Origin of the sequence: Vibrio sp. vnigr-6D03, from assembly GCF_002835515.1 — a bacterium.
Lineage (GTDB): Bacteria > Pseudomonadota > Gammaproteobacteria > Enterobacterales > Vibrionaceae > Vibrio > Vibrio penaeicida.
Genome location: NZ_PIZL01000001.1, coordinates 490,287 through 513,566, shown reverse-complemented (window position 1 = coordinate 513,566; position 23,280 = coordinate 490,287). Strand labels below are relative to the sequence as shown.

Below are 23,280 nucleotides of genomic sequence, written 5' to 3'. Positions count from 1 at the left end.
ATCCCCATTATTCACAGAACAGTTTACTCGTCGATCCGGCCTGCAAAGTGGATGCTCAGGTGCGAAAGCGTCAGACTCAACATACTTTTCCTAATGTATGAGCCTGTTCGAAAGCTCCTTTCTCTAACTAGTTTATGTCCAATAACGTGTTAAAAAAGGAGGCATCAGCTTCCTATGCCAATCCAATTTCAAACCATTAAAGCTCTTTCTCAATGGTGGTTTTCTTAGGTGAGTGTCCCCTTTATTTCCCTTTCAGCAATTATTGAGTCGACGAAGGGCTATTTGTTGGACCCGCACTAGCCTTATAGTTGTAAAACCAGTAGAAACTCAGCCCGGTACATAGCCCCCAAAATGCACTGCCAATGCCCAATAAGTCGATACCAGAAGCGGTGAATAAAAATGTAAATAGTGCTGGCTCTCGGCACTGATTATCTGCCATCGACACCGCTAAGCAGTTCATTAGCGTCGGCATTATTGCAAGACCTGCAACCGCAATAACAACTGCTTCAGGAACGGCGCTAAACAGGGAAAAAAATGACATCCCCATAATGCCTGCTAATAGGTAAAACACCCCCGTCGAAACCCCTGCCATATAACGTGTCTTCGGGTTTTCATCCGCATTAGCCCCCATACAAATAGCGCCTGTGATGGCCGCAAGATTAAAAGCAAAACCACCAAACGGAGCCGACAATAGGCCAGCCACACCTGTCACTGTGATGACTTTTGAGGAATCGACTTGGTAGCCATTCGCTTTCAATACCGCAAATCCTGGTAAATTCTGCGAGGCCATGGTGACGATAAACAGTGGTATCCCAACACTGAATAAAGAGAAAAATTCAAACTCTGGAGCAATGAATTCGGGCGTGGTTAAGCCTATCGTCACCTGACTGACATCGAGCTTGCCTAAACCTACACACATGACTAAAGCGATGATAAAAATACTTGGGATCAGCAAGTTTCCGAGCCGAACTTTGGCCAGAATAAACACCGCCAACATAACGGCAACAATATGGATCTCTTCCATCAAAGACGTAAATAGACCCAAGCCAAACTGTAATAAAATCCCCGCCAACATAGCGGAGGCGATGGATGTAGGGATCTGTTTTAGTACCTTTTCAAATATTCCGGCTAAGCCAACTAGCGTAATTAGCAATGAACTAAACAAAAACACAGCCACCGCCTGATTCATCGTTAACCCTTCAAGAGATGTAATTAACAACGCTGCTCCGGGTGTCGACCAAGCGGTAACGACAGGTTTTTTGTAGTAAAACGAGAGCAAGATTGTGGTTACCCCCATACCAATACCCAGCGCCCAGAACCATGAAGCCACTTGCGCGTCAGTAGCACCTGCACTCATCGCCGCTTGGAAAATAATCGCTGCGGCACTCGCATAACCAATGAAAACGGCAATAAAGCCGGTACTAACGTGGGAAATTTTTAGCTTAGCCATGTTAATTTTTTCCTATGTGCGTTATAACGTCCATAGGTTCAATCTAGCACTTGTGCGTTATAACGCACAAGCTATTTGTAGAGAAAATATGCAAAAAGAAATAAATGTTGGTGATAACTTAAAGCGTCTCCGTAGTGACAAAGGTTGGAGCTTAGACAAGGCCGCGAAAGAAACGGGTGTCAGTAAAGCAATGCTAGGTCAAATAGAACGTGGTGAATCAAGCCCTACGGTGGCAAAGCTATGGCAAATAGCGTCAGGGTTCGAGGTGTCATTTTCGAGTTTTATCACGACCAGTTCAAACAGTGAGCTTACTAGCCTATTCAGGGATGCGAATGAACTAAGGCGTGAAGAATACAACGTTGGCTTTTTCGTTAGCTTATTGTTTCCTTTCGAGCCCGCGCTCGGATTTGAGATATTCGAACTGACTCTTGTCCCCAATTATCAGCACGAATCTCCCCCACATAACCTTGGTGTTACCGAACACATTTTATGTATTTCCGGTGAACTAGCGGTGTTGTTTGATGGTGAATGGCATACATTAAAGGCAGGACAAGCCGTTCGCTTCAATGCTAACCAGATTCATGGTTACAAAAATATCGGAAAGGAAAATGCCGTATTTCATAATGTGATTCATTACCCTGAGAGTAAGCAGTAGGGGCAAATATTACGCCATTAGGAGTGTCCGCAATGTATCGTATTTTTGAAAATTAATTGATTTACTCATATTAAATCTAATAACTGTCACGTATGAAATGTCAGTAGTCTATGGAGTGTTATTTGAACAATCGAGTTGTCTTTACAGGTGGCCCGGGGGCTGGAAAGACCTCAGTTATCGAGCTTTTATGCCAATTGGGTTACCAAAGTGCGCCGGAAGTTGGACGAAAAGTTATCCAAGCCCAAATGAAATCACAAGGTACAGCGTTGCCTTGGCTTGATAAGGCAGCATTCCGAGATGAAATGGTTCTTGAAGAAATCAATAATTATGAGTGCTATAACGATGCTGAAATTACACTATACGACCGGAGTATCATTGATTCGTATGGATACAGTACGCTTGAACAAATACCCATTTCAGAACTTTTATTATCCAAATGTCGTGAACTAAATTATTGCCGTCAAGTTTTCATTTTTCCTCCTTGGGAAGAAATCTATGCAAATGATACCGAGAGAAAACAGGACTTTATTGAAGCAGTGGCTACCTATCATGCGATGGTGAACGCGTATACAAGGTTTGGCTATGAGTTAATTGAAGTCCCTAAGGTTTCTGTTTTAGAAAGGGCAGAATTCATCATTGGTAAACTAAAAGATGGATATCAAGCGTGATTCTGCAATCAAGCTACTTATGCCCTTCCTATATGGCTGACCCAGCGAGCTAAATACGCCTTATTTACTGAGTTTTAAGCCTGTAATTCTGGGTTGTTGGTCTACACAACCGTCGACAAATACAGTTAGCTTTTTCTCGTTGGTTTGCGCATCCAGCATCATGGTAAAAAGTTTGTCGGCAGCATTGGGCATCTCGTTTTCCAGCGTTGGAGAAATCAGATGCACGTTTTCTTTAGACGTCCATTGGCATTTTTCAGGATCGTGAAAGAGAGAGGCATCAACAGAAAAACCAGACCGACCGGATTTCCATATAATGTCCTTAACCTCTTGCTGGCCATTGGTCCAACTACCCGCAGCACTAATCGTGGGTATGCAAGAGAGAAGGGAAACAACAACAAATTTATACATAATTTCTAATTACCTTTACTCAAGCGAAGCATTCAAAGCGGAAATGCTTGATGTTAAATCCCAAGCTTTCCCATAAAACGCTCGCATGTTGCCAGATTATTGATTAATTACATCTTTAAAGCTTATGGCTGTAGAAGTGGAAAAGTCAGATTTTGAATAAAGGCCGCTTTTTGCTGGGGTAATCGTTTAAAACAAGGCTTAAGTATAGTCATCTATAAATTAGTGGGTTTTTCAAAAAATGAGCTTGAAAAGAAAGCGGAAATCGAAACTTTTTATATGTATATACCCAAGTGACCTCAAGGTACAGGATTCAGAGCCTCATATTCTGTTTCAATTCAAGGAAAAGAACGCAGCGGAATGACGAGTCATTTCCAAGTTCTTAGACGATGAAGTGGGGCAGAATATGGGCTCCCAAGGGCGAGTTTAACTGGCTTTCATACTGTGTTATCGATTCTTGATTTAGAACCACTAGATCTTCAAATCGATGCCTTGCCTGAAAGCCAGTTAACTCTCGCTGAACCTAGCACCTTGAGGTCACTTGGGTATAGAGTTCAATATCTCACTTATTGATAAAAGGTATTGTTCGCTGAAAAATTTTCCGTACTCTTCTGCGAGAAACGGAGTTCGTAAAACATCCAGCGCTATGAACACCTAAACATTTATGTAATGTGAGTATTTATTTTGAAAACCATATTTGATCGTCTTATTTATTCTCTCGTAACGATAATAGTGTTAGCAATAGTTGTTGCTGCAATATATTTTTCCATTGGTGAAAAAGAAGAACCAAAAAGGGATATTAGTAACTACGTGACTCTAATGGATGAGCTTAAAAATTCACTAAACCCTACGAACAAATACATGGAGTTAAAAAAAGAGCACCGCTGTATAATGGAGTTTGGTTGGGGGTTAAATTTCGAAAAATCTGCTAAAGCGTTAACGAGGAACCCACATTTGTTATTGCAAGATCACTACATTGATCTCGCAGTGGCAGGTGCAGAAGTATCACTTAACTACGTTAAAACCATTAAGGTAGACGGAACAAATGCTTGCTTTAGCGCGTTACATTCTAAAGATAGAGTCAGAGAGATGATCAATATTGATGAAATGTGCAGAAACGAAATAAAAAAAGGATCCTTTGGTGATTTCCCTAACGTTGACTTTGATAGCTTCTCGGATGAACAAATCGTTGCAACGCTTTCTATCTTAAATTCTAAATATTTAAGTGAACTCCCTTTTTCAAATACGAAGCTAGAAGAATTTTTAGGTTCTTGCAGTGAGTAGCTTATCTTTAGGGATTGGGTAGGATATTGGAATTTAATAATAATGCCAGTCAACTAATTGACTGGCTTTTTTTATGTACTCTAATATCAAACTATTAAAATTCTCATTCCTTCAAGGTTGATATTTATAAAGTCGTGTTGATATATGGCATTGGGATTTTTTATGAAACTAATTGGATCAATATACACGTTATAATGAAATGTCTAATAGGTTAATTACATTATTACTTGTCTTTTCTCTTGTTGTTAACGAAAAGTTAAAAGCAAGATTGTGTCATCTATGCATTATTCAAAAACCCACCTAGCATAAATTTGAGATACAAAAAAACAAGAAGTTTATATTAACGTCAATGTCTAGGAGGCTTTATGCCACTTCTAAGTGTAATTCAGTTTAGCGAAGGTCAATCGAATGATGGTGAGGGTATGAATGTCGGGCCACCTGGCTGGTACATGGTTCCTGAAATTGGTGACGCTGCTAAAAATCTTCACTGGTGCATAGTTCAAAATGACTCCCCCCCTACCGCGGAACAACAACGAGTGATCCAAGGATTTTCAAACAGTTTAGCGAGTCCAAATGATGTTCTTATGTTCATGTCAACTGAAATGAAGCTCCATGATAAAGATCTACAAGTAGCCTATAACACTTGCTTTGTTGATTGTGACGTGATGGACATGAACGAGGTGCCAATGAATGTTGTTAATGATGTTGAGAGCATTGTAGAGGCGATGGGTGAAGAATTAGTTGAAGAGGCGTTAGCAGCATTATGAGTATGAAAGTGAGTTTTATATCTTTTCAGGATGTAGTTGGTCAATTAGATGATTACAAAGTAGAAGGGGTAGGATTAGGTAACTTAGAAACAGAACCTTCAGAAAAGCTTGAAAGTGGCGCCCTTTCAGAGGCCTCTATATCAAGTGAGATATTGTCTAATGTTTTTGATGACGGTGTAAAAATTAAGTTTGGCTATAAATTTAATGATGTGAAGTTTATTGTACAACTCATTAAGCATACTCAAGTTGTTCATATCGGTAAGGGGATGACCTGGAAGTACTATGATCCGAACACAGAGAAGTGGTCTGATCAAGATGAGGATGCTAAACCAATTACACTCAATTGTGGGAGTTTTAAATGCACGATGACACCCACTTTAGGTCATGATGATGGTTCTATTAATGTTGAGATAACATCAAGTGACTGAAAAACTGTACTCTAGTATAGCAATCTGGGTATTTTAGCCCTTAAAAACGCCCGATGCAGCACATCGGGCGTTCTAACGAATAATGCTTCAATCCATAAAAGAATGGTTTTTCAGCATTGAGCTATATCGACTAATCCAACTCAGCGAAGACAGCTTCTGCGCTCACTACACCACCTGAACTAGACAGGCTGCTAAATGGAACCAGAGTTTCTGGTGAAGAAGGTTTCTTAACCAGCAGCTCTGGGTACGTTGTTGAGTAATCCTTCAGCAACTCTTTTAGCTCTTTTGCTGATAAATCAGGGTAACGAGACCAAATGAGTGCCGCGACACCAGAAACAACTGGCGCAGCCATACTTGTGCCACTGTACGCGGCGTAAGTGTTGTCTGGCGTGGTCGATAACACTCGGTGACCCGGTGCAAAAACATCAACGGATTTCTGCCCGAAGCTACTGAAGTAAGTAACCAAGGTTTCATCTGCCAATTTCGACGAAGCGCCTACATCCATCCACGTAGGGATAGGGTAAGAAGCGTAGTATTTAGCGAATCGGTTTGGATAGCTTGGCTTGATGTCGTTGTCGTTACGGCTGTTACCCGCAGAGTGAACAATCAATACGCCTTTGCTGGCGGCGTAGAGGAAGGCGTTATCAACAATGTATTTGCGAGGTGAGTAGCTTTTACCAAAGCTCATGTTGATGATTTTCGCGCCGTTATCGACAGCATAACGAACCGCATTGGCGATGTCTTTATCGCGCTCATCACCATTTGGAACCATGCGTACTGCCATGATCTGCGCGTAATCTGCTACGCCATCTACACCTACATTATTTCCACGTTCTGCGGCAATAATACCGGCGACGTGTGTACCGTGTCTGCCGACAGGTCCTTTCACGTCGTTGTTACCATAGCCTCTTTCCCAAGGGTTTCTTGGGTCGTCCATCACAATGTCTCTGCGAGGATCAAAGTCTAGGTTGTAGTGGTAGTTAATGGATTCTTGATAGCGGCTTAAACGCGAATCGAGGTAGTCAAACGAGCGCCACTTTTCAAACACAGTCAGCAGACCTTGCGCGGCAACAACCACTGCTGGGTCGGAATGCGTCAGCAGTACTTGAAGCCCTTCTTTCGTGAAATCGGTGTGTTCGACAACAGCCAAAATATCGGCTTTGTACTGATTCGCTTGAACAATGGCTTGGTTAACTTCATCTAATGCGTTTTGGTAGTAGGTTACCGACTCTAAGTAATCGGCTTCCACGCCTTCGTAGTAGGCGCGTTTTTTCGGCGGGATCCAGTACCCTGCTTCTTTAAGGCGAAGGTACTTTTTGTATTCACGGGTCACTTCTAGGGTGTCGTGATCCATGTTGATGCCAAGTGAGTTCCCCAAGAAGTTCCAGCCATGAACATCATCGATGTAGCCATTGCCATCGTCGTCGATGCCGTTGTCTGGGATTTCATCTTCGTTAGTCCACAGCTTATTTTTCAAGTCTTCGTGTTCAACGTCCACACCCGAATCCAGTACCGCAACAATGATAGGTTGAGGCTGAAGCGGTGGCATAAGGTGGTCGTAAACGAAATCGACGCCAGAACCTTGAATCACAGAAGAATTTGGCGAAGCATTGAACCAATCGCCGCGGTGGGCGGCTGGGTCGCTGAACATATTGCGTGAAAGCTCATTGCGCTGAACGGGGTGAGAAGAGTGATCTTCAACGATGGTGCCTTTCACATTTTTTATGAAAGGGGAGTTGATAGGGTCTTCACCAACGTTAGCAAAGGCAGAAAAGCTGCTGCACGCGGTAACGGCTATCGCGAGCGCTGAAAGTTTATATCCTTTATTCATTGTGTTTGCATCCTTTTATCATTATGTGCTTAAAAAGCGACCTGAAGATAAAATGGATAGAGTTGAATATCATTCGTCATGTTTATGAAATGCGCAACTGATTCCATAATGCAATGTATTTCATATGAAAAGTACCATACTCAAGAGACCTCAAGATACAGGATTCAGAGCTTCATATGCTGTTTTAGTTCAAGGAAAAGAGTGCAGTGGAATGACGAGTCCTTTCCAAATTCTTTGATATACATTTCTTAAATGGGAGGCATAAGCCTCCCAATATTGTTCTTTAAACTCAGCTCGTTAGAGCAATTCCTTTAGGCTCGGGGTATTAGAGCACTTTTTTAATCGCAGCTTCTGCACAAGCAACATCAAGGTGACCACCCGGAGCACCACCCACGCCGATTGCACCGATGATTTGGTTATTCACTTTGAGTGGAATACCGCCCGCCAATAGCAATAAGTTGTCGTCCATGTCTTTCAATGGTTGCAGAATCGGTTTTTCTGAAATGGTCTTCATTAGGTTTGCTGTTGGTTGCTTCATGCTCACAGCGGTGAACGCTTTCTTACGTGAGCTTTCTAGTGTGTGAGTGCCTGCGTTGTCAGCGCGAAGCTGTGCCACGACTCGTCCGGCGGTATCCACAACTGTGGTGCTCACACGGTAACCTTGTGAATGGCATTGGTGTACCGATTCCATCGCTAACTTAAACGCGGTTTGTGAAGCAATGTTAGCGACGTTCACGGTCTTATTTTCTGCGGCGAAAGCATTGGTGCTCATCAATCCAGTCAACGTAAGTGCAGCAGCTAGAGCAGTGTGTTTGATGTTCATTTTTTCTTCCTCATTATTGGCGGTTTTTGTTTGACGAACCCATCCTATAAGAAGCGGAATTACGGAATGCTTTCACCAAGATTACAAACTTGTAATGTTCAAATTATCCGCAAAAAAGCTGTTAGAATTTTCCCCGAAGGTTATTAAAAAGGAAGCCAGAGTGAGAGTGTTACTCATTGAAGACGACAGCTTTATTGCTGATTTTGTTATTCAAGGTTTAGAGCAAGAAGGGTACAGCGTTACTCACACTGCTAATGGGCTAGATGGTGCGCATCTTGCCAAAAGTGAACCGTTCGATATTCTGATTCTCGACATTATGCTCCCCGGGAAGGATGGCTTTCAGATTTTATCTGAGCTTCGTGGTGAAGGGCACGCGATGCCTGTGATCATATTAAGCGCCAAACATTCAGTGGAAGAGAGAGTGCAAGGGCTAAAAGCAGGGGCAGATGATTACTTAATTAAGCCGTTTGCATTCAGCGAATTGTTGGTGCGTTGCCAAACCTTATTGCGTCGAATGTCGGTCTCGTCTACCCAAAACAACACTCTAAAATACCGCGATGTGGAGCTCGATCCTCTTAAGCGGGATTTAAAGCGCAGTGGCAAAGCGATTGCCTTAAACCAGCGAGAATTTGCGCTGGCGTATTTGCTGTTGCAGAATCCAGAAATGGTGCTGTCGAAAACCAATATTTTGGAATCGGTTTGGGGGTATCAATTCGATCCTCAAACCAACGTAGTGGATGTATTGGTTTGCCGCTTGCGAGCTAAATTGGATAAAGGCTTTGACCAGTCGCTTATTCATACCATTCGAGGGGTAGGGTATGTCCTCAAAGCAGAACATTGAGTTGGCGCTGCAACAAGCCAAAAAGCAGCTGTTTACCCAGTTTATGACTCTGCTATTTGGAGGCTTGGTGGTGATCTTAATGTTGATCGGCATTGTGTTTTTCTTCGACTCGTACCAAGAGGAAAAGAAATACCTGCACAGCTTATCGACGGAGTACCAACGCATTCTTACCTACGAATCGGACGAAAAATTGGTGCATGTCATCGAATCTAATCAACAGCGATTGTATGAAAACCATATTGCTGTGTATTTGTCGGACGAGAAAGGTACGCTGAATTATCTAGCGGGTGATGAATTTCCTATGTACGGGCTAGAAAAGTCGGTGATGGATTGGGATTCTCAGAATTTTGCGTATTTTCTCACACAGCCTCATCTCGCGATTCAACTAACGGGCAAAAAACAGGTCTTTCGCTTAATAGTGGATTTGAATTCTCGTTATGCTTCGGCGTTAAAAAACTGGCTGATCACGTGTTTTTCTGTGGTGCTATTGGCATTGATCACTGCTCTATTGGTGCATCGGCTGTTAACCAAAACACTGCGCCCGTTATCCCATCTAGCGGAAGACATTCAACGCTTAGATGAAGGTAATTTAAGTGACATCGCTACAACCCACGTAGGGAACGTGAATGGGGGTTTTGCTTTGCTTTACAGCAGTGTTCATAACATGTTGAGCAAGCTGACAACCTGCATTACGACACTCGATAGAACGCTGGACGCCATTGCACACGATTTACGAACGCCACTGACTCGTATTCACTTAACCGCAGAAAAGGCGCTGTCTCTCCCTAACCTTTCCCCAACACCAGAGCACCTTATACAGTCGAATACTACGCTTACCCAAGCCCTTAGCGATTGTGCCGAGAATTCAACTCAAGCCAATAACTTACTCACGGCACTAATGAAGCTTAATGACGAGTTAACAGGGAAAAAGCCAACACTGTTGGAAAACATCGACCCCAATACCATCGTGAAAACGGTCGCAAGTTGGTATGAAGACATCGCAGAGGTAAACGGTATCACGTTGAATCTGGAATTAGCGGATAGCCATTTAGCGAAAGCCGATGCCAATAAGCTAACGCAAATTATTGTTAACGTGTTGGATAATGCCTTGAAGTACACGCCAGAAGGCGGAACCGTGACCCTTTCTACGGCGATCAATGCGGCACACCAATACCAAATTTCTATCGTAGACACGGGTATTGGCATTGAGCCGGAATTCCACGAGTTGATCTTTAAACGTTTATTCCGAGTCGACGAAAGCCGAAACTTAACACACGGCTACGGGCTTGGGCTGTCTTTAACCAAAGCCATGGTTGATAGCCTAAATGGATTGATTTCAGTGGAGTCGGATCTGGGAAAAGGGAGCCGCTTTAACATTGTGTTAGAAGTGGTGGAAGTGTAATTTATTTATCAGCAAGTCCATCAGCCGCTAGCACTAAGTTTTGCTAACGGCTGATGTTTCTAAAAACTAGGACGATGCCTGCTCTTTCAAGTTTTCTTCACCATCAGATTGCGCACTATCTTTCGACCAGAAATACGCCAGCACGGAACCAGAAAGGTTGTGCCAAATCGAGAAAATTCCTGCGGGTAGCGCTGAAAGTGGTGTGAAGAACTTAAGGGCAAGCGCGGTGGCGAGCCCAGAATTTTGTAAACCCACTTCAATGGCAACGGTTTTACAGGTGGTTCTGTCAAACCCTAATAAGCGGCACGCGCTGTATCCTGCGGCTAATCCTACCCCGTTGTGAATCACCACGGCGATCAATACCCAAGCACCGACATCGGCAATTTGATCTCGATTTAACGCTACGATAATCGCAATCGCTAACACAATGGCAGCCATAGAAATAAGAGGTAAAACTGGGCTAATTCGTTCGATAGGCTTGTGAAATAAATGATTGATCAACACACCAATACTGACAGGCACCAGCACAATTTTAATGAGGCTGAATACCATTTGAGTGACAGGTACATCGACTTTAATACCCAAAAATAGGTCAACAAGAAACGGTGTCATTAACACGCCTAATAGAGTAGATACTGCCGTCATGGTGATAGACAACGCGACATTTCCCTTTGCGAGGTAGCAAATCACATTCGATGCTGTTCCTCCAGCCACGCTGCCAACCAAGACCATGCCGATGGTGAGAGAATCGTTCATATTGAATGCTAAGGCGATGATGAATGCGGTAAGAGGCATGACCGAGAACTGGAGAAAGACACCCACCCCCACAGCCTTTACGTTAGAAGAAAGACGACGGAAATCTTCTAGTTTAAGCGTTAGCCCCATGGAAAGCATGATGATGGTGAGTAGAGGAACTATCTGGCTTTTTAGAGGAACGAAAATATGAGGTACAGAAAAAGCCGCCACTGAGCCCAAGATAGCCCATAAGGGAAACCAATTAATGATTGTTTTAAGCATAGTGAATATATGTGTGTTAGTTCATTTGGACGATCGATAATCCACTAAATTTGCAGTGGTGTATAGATCATGACCAGAAAACAGAGGGAAGTGTTGTTATGAACGATTTTCACTGGTGCCTTAGCACGTAATTTCCAATTGATGGCGATAAAAATCCTATTTTGGATGACTGTCTCAGTTGAATAGAAACTGACCGAAATTGAACCGCCAATTAAGGTAAAGCAATCGAATTTTCGACTGTTTACTCTGATTTATAAATGCAATTAGTTTCATTGATGCATAGCTTTGATTGTGAAAAAAGAAGCCATGCTCACATGGTATTCGAATTATCAAACTTGTTAGTAATAACAAGTGTTTATGCATCACACAACTTAGAATAATCACAGGAAAACAGTATGTTAAAGAAAGTACTAGGTTGCTGTATCGCCGCTTCGTTCGCGGTGATCTCAACGTCAGGCTACGCACAAAATAATGAAGAACAAGGGTTTACTTCAGAAGGTCAAACGCTGGCACCTTTAGTGTCTGCACCTGAAAGCCAAGGGGTCAAAAATCAGTACATTGTGGTATTGAAACAACCTTTCTCAGTGGCAAGTAACCCTGAATCAATCCAAACTTTTACTCAACAAACAGTATCAAGCTTAGTAACGGAGCAGGCTGTGGAGGTCGACAAAGTGTTCGACCGTTCAATCAGTGGCTTTGTCGCAACGTTATCAGAAGATCAGCTTGATTCGCTACGTGCCGATCAGCGAGTCGAGTTTATTGAGCAAGACCGAATCATTTCTATTGATCCTCTTATCTCTGCCAATGCAAACCAAGGGAGTGCAACTTGGGGGCTAGACAGAATTGATCAGCGCAGCCTCCCATTGAACAGCAACTACAGTTACAACTACGACGGTTCAGGGGTTACCGCGTACGTTATCGATACGGGTGTCACCAATACACACCCTGAATTCGGTGGCCGTTCTGTTTCGGGTTACGACTTTATAGACAATGACGCCAATTCTACCGACTGTAATGGTCATGGTACGCACGTTGCAGGCACCATTGGTGGTGCAAAATACGGTGTAGCGAAAAACGTGAATATTGTCGGTGTTCGAGTCCTGAGCTGTACTGGTACAGGTTCTACTTCAGGAGTGATCGCCGGTGTTGATTGGGTAGCGGCAAACGCGTCTGGCCCTTCTGTGGCTAACATGAGCTTAGGCGGCGGCATTTCCTCGGCATTGGACCGTGCAGTAGCAAGTGCTGTGCAATCCGGTGTGAGCTTTATGCTGGCAGCGGGTAACGACAATGCCAATGCGTGTAATTCTTCTCCGGCCCGTGTGGCGAGTGGTGTAACGGTTGGTTCAACGACTCGCAGCGATAGCCGTTCAAGTTTTTCAAACTGGGGTAGCTGTGTGGATGTTTTCGCTCCGGGCTCTAGCATTACATCGGCTTGGTATGACGGCAGCTACAAAACCATCAGTGGTACATCTATGGCAACACCACATGTAGCTGGTGTCGCAGCGCTTTACTTGCAAGCAAACCGATACCTTTCTCCTGCTGCGATTTCCGACTTGATCACTCAACGCGCGACTGTAGGCAAGGTTAAAGACACCAAAGGCACAGTGAACAAGCTGCTTTATAGCCTGAGTGGCAGCAATTGTGAACCCGATTGTGCGAACCCAGGTGATGGCAAGTTAACAAACGGTAAGGCAGAAACAAACATCAGTTTAACTCAAGGTGGACAAGAGCATTACTACATTGATGTTCCTGCTGGCCGACGCTTATCCGTAACAATAAGTGGTGGAACAGGCGATGCTGACTTGTACACGCGTTTTGGTTCCAAGCCAACAACCAGTTCATGGGATTGTCGTCCATACCGTAACGGTAACAGCGAAACCTGCACCGTAACTAGCACGAAAAGCGGTCGCTACTTCATCATGCTGAGAGGGTACCGACCAGCCAATGGTGTGAGTTTGAAAGCGAGTTATTAGAAGATTAACGCAATTTTTAGATAACTAAATTTTACCTTTTAAGGATGGTTTACTCGTTAAACCATCCTTTTCTATTTTCCCTCTTAATAGACACTAACTTTTACTGTTAGCTAACAGCCAATTTCGGAATGCTTCCACACTTGGGAGATGCTTTTTCTCTGCTTTGTAAACCAAGTAATAAGCACTGTTGGTGATCATAGATGCATCACTGACTTGCACCAATTCGCCATTGTTAATCTCTTTCTGCACCACAATTTCTGGTAACAAAGCAATGCCTAAGGATGATATAGCCGCTTGCTTAAGCATAAAGAAATGCTCAAAAGAAGGGCCAGATGGATTGAGACTAGGTGTTTGAGTCGCTTGTGCCCAATGGCTCCAAGTGTGTGGTCTTGTCGAGTGTTGCAGCAGTGGTAACACTTGAAATGGATCTTGTGTGTCACAGCTTTTCAATAGATCTGGGTTCGCGACGGCAATCGTTGTTTCGTCTAAAACTTTTTCTGATTCTAGATTTTGCCAATAACCATCACCGTAGAACAACCCAATATCAATGAGTTCGCCTTCCAAGTCTGGTGAGCGGTCTGCTGTGACAAAGTTCAATTCGAGCGACACCATTTGAAGTTCAATAGAAGGGTAGAGGTCGAAGAAATCAGGCAGTTTAGGGATGAGCCAATATGTCGCTATGGTCGGTAATACCCCAAGCTTAATTTTTCCTCGGCTTCCTCCATACGTAAGAAGATCGAGTGTTGCTGACTCGATTTTGTCGAATGATTCTCTTAACGCAACAAGGTAGTTTTCGCCAGCTAAAGTCAGCTGCAGGCGTTGTTTTACACGATTGAAAAGAGCCATCCCTAGTTTTTCTTCAAGTGCAGCGACCTGTTGGCTTATTGCCCCTGGTGTGACAGACAATTCATCGGCAGCTTTCGCAAAACTTTGGTGGCGTGCAGAAGCTTCAAAAGCACGAAGACCGTTAAGTGAAGGGGTGAGTCGTCTTGGTTTGTTCATTAGTTTTTCTATTTAATTGCTCAGAAAAGATGGTTTTTATACGAACAGATGAATAGCTAACATATATAACAGCAGAGTTGCTGTACTTTTTCAACAAGGAGGTCCTATGACGTTAACGCCATTTCATGTTGCAATTCCAGTTCGCCATTTAGAAGAATCCCGCCAGTTTTACCGCGATGTATTGAATTGCAGTGAAGGTCGCAGTAGCGATTGTTGGGTCGATTTTAATTTGTATGGTCACCAACTGGTGATTCACTTCGATCCATCAATCGGCGAAGAAGGAAAGATACGCCTGCATCACAATTCCGTAGACAGCCATGCCGTGCCCGTTCCGCATATCGGTGTTGTACTGGAAATGGCAGATTGGGAGGCATTAGCCACACGCCTAAAAGAGAAACGTGTTGAGTTTGTGATTGAACCTTACGTGCGCTTTAAAGGGCAGACGGGCGAACAAGCCACCCTATTTTTCTATGACCCAACGGGCAATGCGTTGGAATTCAAAGCATTTAAGGACATTGAAAGCCAACTGTTTGCATCAGACTGAGCATCACTTATACAAACTGAACTTCTTGGTAATAGCCTGAATGGTTTTAGTATCGCCAAATAAGCAAACACCGAGGTATTCCAAGTCCGATTCTTGAGTATCTCGCGTTCGTTGCTGTTGGGCTGTTGAACCACCTTCGATCATGGTGTCGGTGAAATCAGCAACAGTGACTTGGTTCTCTATTGCCGCTTCTTTCAGTTTTCGCAGTTTATTTGAATTGTCGGCTTTCAATACAATGAAAGGGTAATGTGAAATGCTTGGGTGAACGTTGTCATTGTTATCTATGTAATCCACAAACTGCGCTTCCCCTTCTTCTAACAAATTCGATACAGCGACACTCAAGTGCCCAAGGACATTCAGTGCTCTGCCTGTGTCGATTTTCTTGCTTAACACCGCCACAAAGCGCTTTTGGTGTGCATCCGGTAGTTCGCTGTTCATTGTTTGCCCTTTTCATGCTCTGATTCTTTAATCCAGTATATTTTTATTTACATCGAATATTCTTGTTTATACCCAAGTAACCTAAAGGTGCTCGGTTCAGCGAGAATTAACTGGCTTTCAGGCAAGACACCGATTTGAAGATCTAGTGGTTCTAAATCAAGAATCGGTAACGCAGTATGAAAGCCAGTTAAACTCGCCCTTGGGAGCCCATATTCTGTCTCATTTCATCGTCAAAGAACTTGGAAAGGACTCGTCATTCCACTGCGTCCTTTTCCTTGAACTGAGCCAGAATATGCGGCTCTGAATCCTGTATCTTGAGGTCACTTGGGTATAGTTTTTCGAAATCAACAATAGAGTTTACATGCTGACAGAAACACAAAAAAATCAATATTTAAGAAGGCTAGGTATTGATCCTATGTCGATGCAGGCTGGCGCGTATTCAGACAAAAGCTCATGGCTTAACGTGCTCCACTATGCTCATCTACATAACGTCTCGTTTGAAAACTTAGACGTTGTATACGGTAGAAAAATTGAGTTGTCTAAAGAGGCGGTTTTTCGCAAGTTAATCGAAAACGAACGGGGTGGTTTTTGCTATGAACTGAATTTCGGATTCTACCTTCTGCTTTCCTCTCTGGGGTTTTCAGTACAGCTTCTTTCCGCGAGAGTTTACGGAGAGAAGGAGGATGGGGAGAAGGGATATGGGCAGGAGTTTGATCATCTAATGTTGCTGGTGGATCTTGAAGGGAAGCGAGTCATCGCCGATGTCGGTTTTGGCGACAGCTTTTTTTACCCTGTGCCACTAAATGGTGATTTTCATGCTGAAGAAGGTGCCCAATTTCGAGTGAAAGAAGAGCAGGGCGAGTTGTATCTGTTGAGTAGCGATGACAATAAAACATGGCAGCCACAATACTGTTTTACTCTAACACCAAGAAAGTTAGCCGATTTTTCTGAAATGGCGAGCTATCACCAAACGTCTCCAAAATCGTCGTTTACTCAAAAGTCCGTCTGTACTATTGCGACCCAAAATGGGCGAGTAACATTAAGTGACCGCAAATTGATCACCACAGAGAGTGGAGTAAAGTCTGAACACCGTGTTCTCAATACGCTAGAGCATGCCAATTTATTGAAGAAGCATTTTAATGTGGTGCTTCCTGAGAGTTTTTCTATTGAAGAATGAGCGGATAGAAATGCCCAATTCTTAGCGTGAAATAATATTAGCGTGAAATAGTAAAAGCGTGAAAAAGTGTTAGCGTGAAAAAGCCGGAGTGGATACTCCGGCTTTGATTGAATCGCGTTACAAAGTGTTATTTACAAGTACCTAGATTTGCCCAAACTTCCCACGGACCTGAGTTTTGTGCTGGGTTTGCGCCTTTCGTCCACCATGCTGCTTGGTATTTCACACCGCCGTGCTGAACGGAATCGCCTGTTAGGTATACCGTTTTGTCATCCCAAACTGGTAAGCCAGCACACATACCGCCACCTGTTGAATCTTTCTTCACAGTAATGCTTTGGGTGTATGCATCTGATAATTTTGCATCGTCGGTGACAACGAGTTGCACTGTGTAAGTACCGTCGGCTAAGTAAGTATGTGAAGGCTTAGCGGAGCTAGAGTGGCTGCCGTTACCAAAGTCCCAGCTATAGCTCAGTTGCGCACCTTCGTGATCAAACGACTTAGAACCATCAAAAGTACAAGCGAGTTTGTTACAGCTGTATGTGAAATCGGCAACTGGAGGGCGATTCACATCAATAATGTCGATGTAGCTGTCAGGTACACCAGCTGGGAAGTGAGAAGACACTTTCGGCCAGATCTTGCTGATGTGTGCGCCTTTGTTGTAGCAACCACCAAGGTGGTGCAGTGCGATAACACTGTTGCTTTTAGCGGCTAAAACAGGAGAACCAGAAGAGCCGCCTTCAGTATCACACAAGTAGCCAGCATCGGTGTTGGTGCCACGGCCATTCACAACAGGGCGGTCGACCTGACAAACGCCAGCGGTGTTGGAATCGGTTTCGATGCCCAGCTCTTTTTTACGCCCACCTGGATACTGTGGAATGAAAATACGCTCGGACAAGGAAGGGATACGAGGGTCTAATCCTAAGTGACCAAATTGCGTGATTTTAGCGAAATCTTTCACATTAAAGAGAGTGTAGTCGAGCGTGTAGTCGGTAGAAAGAAGCTGATTTGCTTGTACTTTTACGGTTTTAGCACTTGCGCCACCACAGCTCGCTTGCTGGTAGTTAAACCAAACTTCGGTTGACGCTGCTTCTGCTGCAGATTCAACACAGTGGTTGTTGGTCATCATCAAGTTATCAGGACCAACACGCCACGCTGTACATAGGCTGCGTCCGCCAATCAGCAATCGAGCGACAGGACGCGACAGTGCGTATTCTGTTGGGTGAGATGTTTCGTAGCACACTGCGGCTTTTTTCTGATCAGTACCACAGATAGATTCGGTGCCATCTGGGTTTAAGTTAATGATGGAATCGATTTCGGCTTGTGTTTTACCTTTCTGGTATTGGTCTATCACAACATTGAAAGTACTGTTCGGATCTTTCGCTTCGCCGATGACCTTAACATGTACCGTGTCCCCCTGAATCGAAATAGCCGAGAAGCGGTTCACACCATCATCTCCGGCATTTGAGTCGTAGGTTTTCGCAGTATTTAAGCCCGGTCCGTAGTGCAGTACTTCACTTCTGTCTGGTGAAGAAAGCTCTATCGCCATGCCCTCTGGTACTTGAAACTGCGAGAAGTGCACTTTAATGAAGCTCGCATTTGGAGAGTAGAGTAAGCTCGCACTCTCTTCATTGACTTGTGTGGCAGATAAAGACAATTGTGCCACCACATCTTCCGAGATGGTTGGCAAAACATCTGGGATTTGGTCGTTTGCCGCGAAGCTTGAAGTCGCGGTTGCAATACCTACTGCCAAAGCGCTGACGGCAATAAGTTGTGATTTTTTCTTCTTAATTTGTGTAATTGTATGGTTCATTTTTAATTCCATTTTATGCATCTGTAAATTTCAACCTCGCTGACGTTTCTATCCAAGCGCAAAGTCCGTAAGTGATAAAATCGCCCTTTTTCTTCGAGGCACTAAAAATCTAGTTGGAATTTATAATTTCGCTTTAAATGAACGTAAAAAATTCAAGTAGTTTTAAGAAGTTATGAGAATAGTTCGGATTAAATGAAATTAATAAATCTCACATTTAGTGATTTAGTGACTGTGTTCCAAAATGTGGATACTGAGGTCGCAGCTCGAAGAAGTGAGCGGTGGATGAACTGAAAGTGGGAGCACTGCGTGTGGGCATAAAAAAGCCCGGCATTAATGCCGGGCAAATGGATTGAGATCCATGATTTTTATGGAGTCCACGTAACTGTCAAATCGACGTTTGAGTAAGACTGGTAGCCGTTTAAGGCGATGTACCACTTTCCAGCGGTTGGATTATTGATAACACAAGACTCTGTGTTGCCATTTATCCAAGGTGCGCAGTCGTTATTGAATGTCGATGGTTGGCTACCGAACTTAACGTATAAGTCGGCATCGCCAGTCCCGCCAGCAATGCTAATGGTGAGCTTGCTCATACCTGCGGGAATATCAATATTGTAATGGTCCCAACTTCCTTGCGCGCCAGATAGGTTGCTTGCTTGAGCGTTGCCACCTTGGCCTGGTGTTGGATCCGGATCTGGTGTTCCACCGCCACCAGCCAATTGGAGGGCTCGGTCAACAGCGGCATTGGCATCCAGCATACCTGCGCCACATCCACCATTGTTACAAGAACCAGGGAAAGGACGTGCTGAATCTTTAATAATGGATTCAACTTGATCAGGCGTTGCTGCTGGGAAGGCTTGTTTAACTAAAGCCGCAACACCCGCAACATGAGGGGTCGCCATTGACGTACCATTCATGTTTGTTGAAGACGGACCTTGAGGTGTCGCTGTACCCGAATCGACCGTAGATAATATGCTCACGCCGGGTGCCATAATATCGACCTCAGAACCATAGTTACTGAAGTTAGCTTGGTTGCCAGATGTGTCGGACGCACCAACAGTGATGATGCCTTGGCAATTTGCGGGAGTGACGTTTTGAGTGTTGATTCTATCGTTACCTGCTGCCACAACGATCACTGCGCCATTGTTTCTCGCAGCATTTATCGCATTTTGGTAGGTGTAACCACAGCTGCCTCCACCACCAAGGCTTAAGTTAATCACTTGTGCTGGATTAGGGTTGTTAACGTTGCCTGCCCCTGCTGCCCAGATGATGCCATCTGAAATATCGGAAACGGAGCCACCACAACGGCCGAGCACACGAGCTGACGTGAGCTTCGCATCAAACGCGACCCCAACACCGTATTGGCCATTTCCTTCAACAGCACCCACTGTGCCAAGCACATGAGTACCGTGCCATGTTGAATTTCTCGCAGGGATAGGGTTACCGTATTGGTCGTTTCCACACTCCCCATAAGCGCTGCGGTCACCTGCATCGATACCGTTAGAATCTCGACCATCGCCGTCACGGGATGTCCAAGAATTACTGATGAAATCGTAGTGGGATACTAAGTTTGGCGTGAGATCTGGGTGATTGGTATAGCCCGTATCGACTACACTTACCGTCACGCCCTGACCTGTGGCTTTGTTCCATGCCTGATCCGCGCGGATTCCGACATTAGGGTTGCTGTAATGCCACTGGCTTGAATATTGAGGGTCGCTAGGCGTATAGAAGGGTTTTGCCCAGCCATCCAGTTCGACACTTTCTACATTCGGATCAGCGCTTAATTTACTGATTATCGCTTCCAACCCATAGGCGTTGGTGCGGCTGTCAATTTTCACAACATGATGATCGTCAAGCAGCATCGCACGTTTGTATCGAACTTCGTTGCCTAATTCATTCGTAATATTGTTAGACAAACTGCGGATCGAGTCTGATTGCTGTGCTTTAACAATCGACGCCATAAACCCACTTTTGGCTTGACCAGAAGACTTATATTTAACGATCAGCTGTACTTTATTAGACGGAATATCCTTTAGTGCACGCGAAAGTGCGTGGTAGGAATTTTGTGGTTGAGCCAGCGATGATGAAGCGTCTGCTGCCATTGCGCTTGATGCTGTTGCCCCTGCAAGTAATAAGGCGGAAACCACTGCCGTTAATTTGAAGTTAGAACGTTTCACTTCTTTTCTCCGTGACTATTTTGGGCGCGTACATCCAGAGACACCACTTTATTTTTGCTCCTGCTATACAGGTGGGGCTATGCCTACTGTCATTCGGCAATCCTCACACAAACATTAAAGCGCTTAAGTGGCGTATCTGATTAACACGCTAAAGATTGAGCAACACATCCCTGATTCGCTAAATCTATATATGACGACGTATTCCGTTTGTCGCCTATCTACCCAAATCACACTCGATGAAACTAACATCTTGAGAGTTATTGGGCTTATTTGTACTCATAACAACGTAAGTCATGTCGCTCCCCTGAAGCTTTCTTCATGACCATTGAGTACATGTAATGCATGCCCAAAACATTAAGATATAAAAAATTCTGTTTATAGAATCCTATCGAATATATGGAATCATGTATGGATAACCTCATGTACATTCATGAAACGAATTTTGTCGTGTCATTACGAATTTGTTTGAGATGAAATTTCTTGCATAACACCTTTAATCGGGGTTTGTGTTGTGAAATAGGGTGAATACGCCAGTTTGGTAGAGAAATTAACTGTGTTTTGGGGAAAGTGTCAGCGTTAAGACAGGCAGGTTGGTTGAATGGTGAGATCTCATTTTGTGCAAAATGCGAGCGTTTTGAGTGAAAAAAAGCACAGCCATTCGGGCTGTGCTTTAAACAGTCTTTTCAAAAGTTGCGCTGCTATTAGCGCTCAGAAAGCGGTACGCGTTAACGAAAGCAGGTATTTGCCCAATGAGTTAACCCTGCAGTTACCGAGCCGAAGAAGTTGCCGCTAACGATTGGTATGTTAGGTAACTGAGCCTCGATTGCAGCTCGCAAGATTGGAGAGCGCGCACTACCACCGGTTAGATAAATGGCATCTGGATTTTTTCCACCTAAGCGGACGGCTTCGGCGACCAAATCAATCATTTTTTCTTGGGGAGTCGAGACAGCCTCCGCCATCTGAGCTTGTGAAACATCGACTTCCAACATTTCAGAAATCAAATTTAACTGAGTTGTGAACAGCGGTGCATCGGACAGTGCGATTTTGGCTTGCTCCGCCTGACGAATAATACTGTATCCGAGTGTTTCCATGTAAACCTGCAACAAGCGTTCGATCTTGTTTGGCTCTAGGGCATCTTTTCTTAATTGCTTGAGGACTTTGTGATTCTCTCGACCATAAAAGTCACGCTGCGCTTCAACATTATTGATGGCGACGGGGTTCCAAAACTGATTTAAAGGGATATCGATGCCCGCGTGGGTTTTCGAACCTTTACCAAATGCAGGCATAAGTTGTTTGAACGCAAGGTATATATCGAAATCATTCCCTCCAACTCGTTGGCCACTGTGCGCCAATAAACTGGTAGTGCGGTCGGTTTGATGTGCCCAACCTGGCCCCATTTCTATCAACGAACAGTCGGTGGTACCGCCGCCGATATCAACCACCAAAACGGTTTTGTTTTCGCTCAAGGTATTTTCATAGTCGAGCCCTGCGGCTACGGGTTCGAATTGGAATTCGATGTTACGAAAGCCTGCGCGTATTGCTGCGTTGCGTAAAATGGTTTCGGCTTGCTGGTTCGACTCTTCACCGCCACGACCATGGAAGTTGATTGGTCGACCAATCACCGCATCATTTATCACTTGATCGATATGGCTCTCGGCATTGTTTTTTATATTAACCATCATCGAACAGACTAAATCTTCAAAAAAACGGATCTGGACTTCGTGTAAACCACTGGCACCCAAGAAGGATTTTGGAGATTTTACGTAATACACCTCTCTAGGGTCTTCGAGGTACAAATCCAACGCGGCTTGACCAAATAAAATGTCATCTGCCAGTACTTCGATGTCTTCTTCGCGGTTAAAAGTAATGGAACGCCTAAGCACTTGCTCGCCAACGGAATCACTTGGCGAGATGCCGTGATGACGAAACAACGCCTCAGAAACGGCCTCTCGTGTAGGGGCGCAAAGCGTAGAAGGAATAAAGTTGCTGTCATTCTCTAACGGGATTAATACAGGTTTGTCTTTCCCTGATGTCGCATCTTTCACCATGGATGCTACCGAGCAATTTGCGGTTCCATAATCAAAACCAATGTACATGTCATCTCCCGTATTTGAGTGAAAAAGGTCGGCGATTCTACAGTAAATAAAAGACTGAATAAATATTTAAATATACCCAAGTATCTTGACGTTACTTGGGTATAGACCAAATGACTTAATTGAGGAGGAGATTGTTGCTGTGCAGCGTATTGTGATCTTTATACAAAATAGGGGACTAAAATAAATTTCATAGATTTTGAGATTTGTTTAAAAGTTGGCTGGAGATCAATGAAAGGGAACATTCCCATTGACGAGAAAAATGAAAATCAATAGGTTTCTCCGTGCCATCGAAACTTCGCAAAGCCAATATTTATAAGGGATGCAGTCCGATATGAACTGGCTAAGTAGTCGGAGTCGGTGTTTATGTTTTTGGAATCATTTTTTAACTGTATTCCATTGTCTGTTGTTTGAATTTTTATTTTCTTAAGCATTTATTCACTTCAGATACGCATTTTGTATACGTCATTGCGAATTTACGCAGAACTTCTGACGTTCAAA

General features: G+C 43.9%; 20 protein-coding genes. 10 read left to right on the top strand and 10 right to left on the bottom strand.

Translation table 11 applies throughout. From position 1 onward, the window contains the following. Positions 1-259: 259 nt before the first annotated feature. Positions 260-1,450, bottom strand: a complete 1,191-nt coding sequence (locus tag CW749_RS02225) for a benzoate/H(+) symporter BenE family transporter (protein WP_101110255.1) — start codon at positions 1,448-1,450, stop codon at positions 260-262. An 88-nt stretch (positions 1,451-1,538) separates the two neighbouring features. On the opposite strand from CW749_RS02225, the gene CW749_RS02220 reads away from it, so the two are divergent. Continuing rightward, complete coding sequence (locus CW749_RS02220; RefSeq protein WP_101110253.1) at positions 1,539-2,105, top strand: XRE family transcriptional regulator; 567 nt, start codon at positions 1,539-1,541, stop codon at positions 2,103-2,105. A gap of 122 nt (positions 2,106-2,227) precedes the next feature. Then, positions 2,228-2,773, top strand: coding sequence for an AAA family ATPase (locus CW749_RS02215; protein ID WP_101110252.1), 546 nt, complete (start codon positions 2,228-2,230; stop codon positions 2,771-2,773). Positions 2,774-2,833: 60 nt separating this feature from the next. Here CW749_RS02215 and CW749_RS02210 read toward each other — a convergent pair whose 3' ends face one another. Beyond that, on the bottom strand, positions 2,834-3,181 hold the full coding sequence (locus CW749_RS02210) for a hypothetical protein (RefSeq protein ID WP_101110250.1): 348 nt from the start codon (positions 3,179-3,181) through the stop codon (positions 2,834-2,836). 681 nt (positions 3,182-3,862) lie between these two features. On the opposite strand from CW749_RS02210, the gene CW749_RS02205 reads away from it, so the two are divergent. From CW749_RS02205 to CW749_RS02195, 3 genes are all read left to right on the top strand, one after another. Then, positions 3,863-4,462: a hypothetical protein gene (locus tag CW749_RS02205; protein WP_237322292.1), complete on the top strand. Its 600-nt coding sequence runs from the start codon at positions 3,863-3,865 to the stop codon at positions 4,460-4,462. A 365-nt stretch (positions 4,463-4,827) separates the two neighbouring features. Beyond that, entirely contained in the window at positions 4,828-5,229 is a 402-nt protein-coding gene (locus CW749_RS02200; protein ID WP_101110247.1) for a hypothetical protein, read from the top strand. Then, positions 5,226-5,657: a hypothetical protein gene (locus CW749_RS02195; protein ID WP_101110246.1), complete on the top strand. Its 432-nt coding sequence runs from the start codon at positions 5,226-5,228 to the stop codon at positions 5,655-5,657. Before CW749_RS02200 ends, CW749_RS02195 begins: the two co-directional genes overlap by 4 nt. A gap of 130 nt (positions 5,658-5,787) precedes the next feature. Here CW749_RS02195 and CW749_RS02190 read toward each other — a convergent pair whose 3' ends face one another. Then, on the bottom strand, positions 5,788-7,488 hold the full coding sequence (locus CW749_RS02190) for a S8 family peptidase (protein ID WP_101110245.1): 1,701 nt from the start codon (positions 7,486-7,488) through the stop codon (positions 5,788-5,790). 325 nt (positions 7,489-7,813) lie between these two features. Continuing rightward, positions 7,814-8,311 carry a heme-binding protein gene (locus tag CW749_RS02185; RefSeq protein WP_101110243.1) on the bottom strand — a complete coding sequence of 166 codons (498 nt, stop codon included), beginning with the start codon at positions 8,309-8,311 and terminating at the stop codon, positions 7,814-7,816. A gap of 160 nt (positions 8,312-8,471) precedes the next feature. Here CW749_RS02185 and CW749_RS02180 point away from each other — a divergent pair, with 160 nt between their 5' ends. Beyond that, positions 8,472-9,152 carry a response regulator transcription factor gene (locus tag CW749_RS02180; RefSeq protein WP_101110597.1) on the top strand — a complete coding sequence of 227 codons (681 nt, stop codon included), beginning with the start codon at positions 8,472-8,474 and terminating at the stop codon, positions 9,150-9,152. Then, entirely contained in the window at positions 9,130-10,554 is a 1,425-nt protein-coding gene (locus tag CW749_RS02175; protein WP_101110241.1) for a HAMP domain-containing sensor histidine kinase, read from the top strand. The genes CW749_RS02180 and CW749_RS02175 overlap by 23 nt, the downstream gene beginning before the upstream one ends. 66 nt (positions 10,555-10,620) lie before the next feature. Here CW749_RS02175 and CW749_RS02170 read toward each other — a convergent pair whose 3' ends face one another. Then, on the bottom strand, positions 10,621-11,571 hold the full coding sequence (locus CW749_RS02170; RefSeq protein ID WP_101110239.1) for a bile acid:sodium symporter family protein: 951 nt from the start codon (positions 11,569-11,571) through the stop codon (positions 10,621-10,623). A gap of 395 nt (positions 11,572-11,966) precedes the next feature. Between CW749_RS02170 and CW749_RS02165 the strand changes: the two genes are divergently transcribed. Continuing rightward, entirely contained in the window at positions 11,967-13,544 is a 1,578-nt protein-coding gene (locus CW749_RS02165) for a S8 family peptidase (protein ID WP_101110236.1), read from the top strand. A gap of 93 nt (positions 13,545-13,637) precedes the next feature. On the opposite strand, the gene CW749_RS02160 is transcribed toward CW749_RS02165, so the two are convergent. Then, complete coding sequence (locus tag CW749_RS02160) at positions 13,638-14,546, bottom strand: LysR substrate-binding domain-containing protein (protein WP_101110234.1); 909 nt, start codon at positions 14,544-14,546, stop codon at positions 13,638-13,640. A 106-nt stretch (positions 14,547-14,652) separates the two neighbouring features. Between CW749_RS02160 and CW749_RS02155 the strand changes: the two genes are divergently transcribed. Further along, the gene (locus CW749_RS02155) at positions 14,653-15,090 is read left to right on the top strand and encodes a VOC family protein (protein ID WP_101110232.1); all 438 of its coding nucleotides are present in this window, start codon (positions 14,653-14,655) and stop codon (positions 15,088-15,090) included. A gap of 3 nt (positions 15,091-15,093) precedes the next feature. Here CW749_RS02155 and CW749_RS02150 read toward each other — a convergent pair whose 3' ends face one another. Continuing rightward, positions 15,094-15,528, bottom strand: a complete 435-nt coding sequence (locus tag CW749_RS02150; RefSeq protein ID WP_101110230.1) for a DUF2000 domain-containing protein — start codon at positions 15,526-15,528, stop codon at positions 15,094-15,096. 361 nt (positions 15,529-15,889) lie between these two features. Between CW749_RS02150 and CW749_RS02145 the strand changes: the two genes are divergently transcribed. Then, on the top strand, positions 15,890-16,705 hold the full coding sequence (locus CW749_RS02145; RefSeq protein ID WP_101110228.1) for an arylamine N-acetyltransferase: 816 nt from the start codon (positions 15,890-15,892) through the stop codon (positions 16,703-16,705). A gap of 127 nt (positions 16,706-16,832) precedes the next feature. On the opposite strand, the gene CW749_RS02140 is transcribed toward CW749_RS02145, so the two are convergent. The 3 genes from CW749_RS02140 to yegD all read right to left on the bottom strand — a co-directional run bounded on the left by CW749_RS02140 (position 16,833) and on the right by yegD (position 22,782). Beyond that, complete coding sequence (locus tag CW749_RS02140; RefSeq protein WP_180958303.1) at positions 16,833-18,512, bottom strand: PKD domain-containing protein; 1,680 nt, start codon at positions 18,510-18,512, stop codon at positions 16,833-16,835. A 365-nt stretch (positions 18,513-18,877) separates the two neighbouring features. Then, entirely contained in the window at positions 18,878-20,686 is a 1,809-nt protein-coding gene (locus CW749_RS02135; protein ID WP_101110223.1) for a S8 family peptidase, read from the bottom strand. A gap of 725 nt (positions 20,687-21,411) precedes the next feature. After that, positions 21,412-22,782 carry a molecular chaperone gene (yegD, locus tag CW749_RS02130; protein ID WP_101110222.1) on the bottom strand — a complete coding sequence of 457 codons (1,371 nt, stop codon included), beginning with the start codon at positions 22,780-22,782 and terminating at the stop codon, positions 21,412-21,414. Between the last annotated feature and the right edge of the window lie 498 nt (positions 22,783-23,280).

What these genes read in the sequence shown, in the direction of transcription:
- CW749_RS02170 (WP_101110239.1), bottom strand. Translation starts at nt 11,571, where the DNA reads ATGCTTAAAACAATCATTAATTGGTTTCCCTTATGGGCTATCTTGGGC.
- CW749_RS02155 (WP_101110232.1), top strand. Translation starts at nt 14,653, where the DNA reads ATGACGTTAACGCCATTTCATGTTGCAATTCCAGTTCGCCATTTAGAA.
- CW749_RS02185 (WP_101110243.1), bottom strand. Translation starts at nt 8,311, where the DNA reads ATGAACATCAAACACACTGCTCTAGCTGCTGCACTTACGTTGACTGGA.
- CW749_RS02165 (WP_101110236.1), top strand. Translation starts at nt 11,967, where the DNA reads ATGTTAAAGAAAGTACTAGGTTGCTGTATCGCCGCTTCGTTCGCGGTG.
- CW749_RS02200 (WP_101110247.1), top strand. Translation starts at nt 4,828, where the DNA reads ATGCCACTTCTAAGTGTAATTCAGTTTAGCGAAGGTCAATCGAATGAT.
- CW749_RS02175 (WP_101110241.1), top strand. Translation starts at nt 9,130, where the DNA reads ATGTCCTCAAAGCAGAACATTGAGTTGGCGCTGCAACAAGCCAAAAAG.
- CW749_RS02210 (WP_101110250.1), bottom strand. Translation starts at nt 3,181, where the DNA reads ATGTATAAATTTGTTGTTGTTTCCCTTCTCTCTTGCATACCCACGATT.
- CW749_RS02190 (WP_101110245.1), bottom strand. Translation starts at nt 7,488, where the DNA reads ATGAATAAAGGATATAAACTTTCAGCGCTCGCGATAGCCGTTACCGCG.
- CW749_RS02225 (WP_101110255.1), bottom strand. Translation starts at nt 1,450, where the DNA reads ATGGCTAAGCTAAAAATTTCCCACGTTAGTACCGGCTTTATTGCCGTT.
- yegD (WP_101110222.1), bottom strand. Translation starts at nt 22,782, where the DNA reads ATGTACATTGGTTTTGATTATGGAACCGCAAATTGCTCGGTAGCATCC.
- CW749_RS02160 (WP_101110234.1), bottom strand. Translation starts at nt 14,546, where the DNA reads ATGAACAAACCAAGACGACTCACCCCTTCACTTAACGGTCTTCGTGCT.
- CW749_RS02195 (WP_101110246.1), top strand. Translation starts at nt 5,226, where the DNA reads ATGAGTATGAAAGTGAGTTTTATATCTTTTCAGGATGTAGTTGGTCAA.
- CW749_RS02150 (WP_101110230.1), bottom strand. Translation starts at nt 15,528, where the DNA reads ATGAACAGCGAACTACCGGATGCACACCAAAAGCGCTTTGTGGCGGTG.
- CW749_RS02140 (WP_180958303.1), bottom strand. Translation starts at nt 18,512, where the DNA reads ATGAACCATACAATTACACAAATTAAGAAGAAAAAATCACAACTTATT.
- CW749_RS02220 (WP_101110253.1), top strand. Translation starts at nt 1,539, where the DNA reads ATGCAAAAAGAAATAAATGTTGGTGATAACTTAAAGCGTCTCCGTAGT.
- CW749_RS02145 (WP_101110228.1), top strand. Translation starts at nt 15,890, where the DNA reads ATGCTGACAGAAACACAAAAAAATCAATATTTAAGAAGGCTAGGTATT.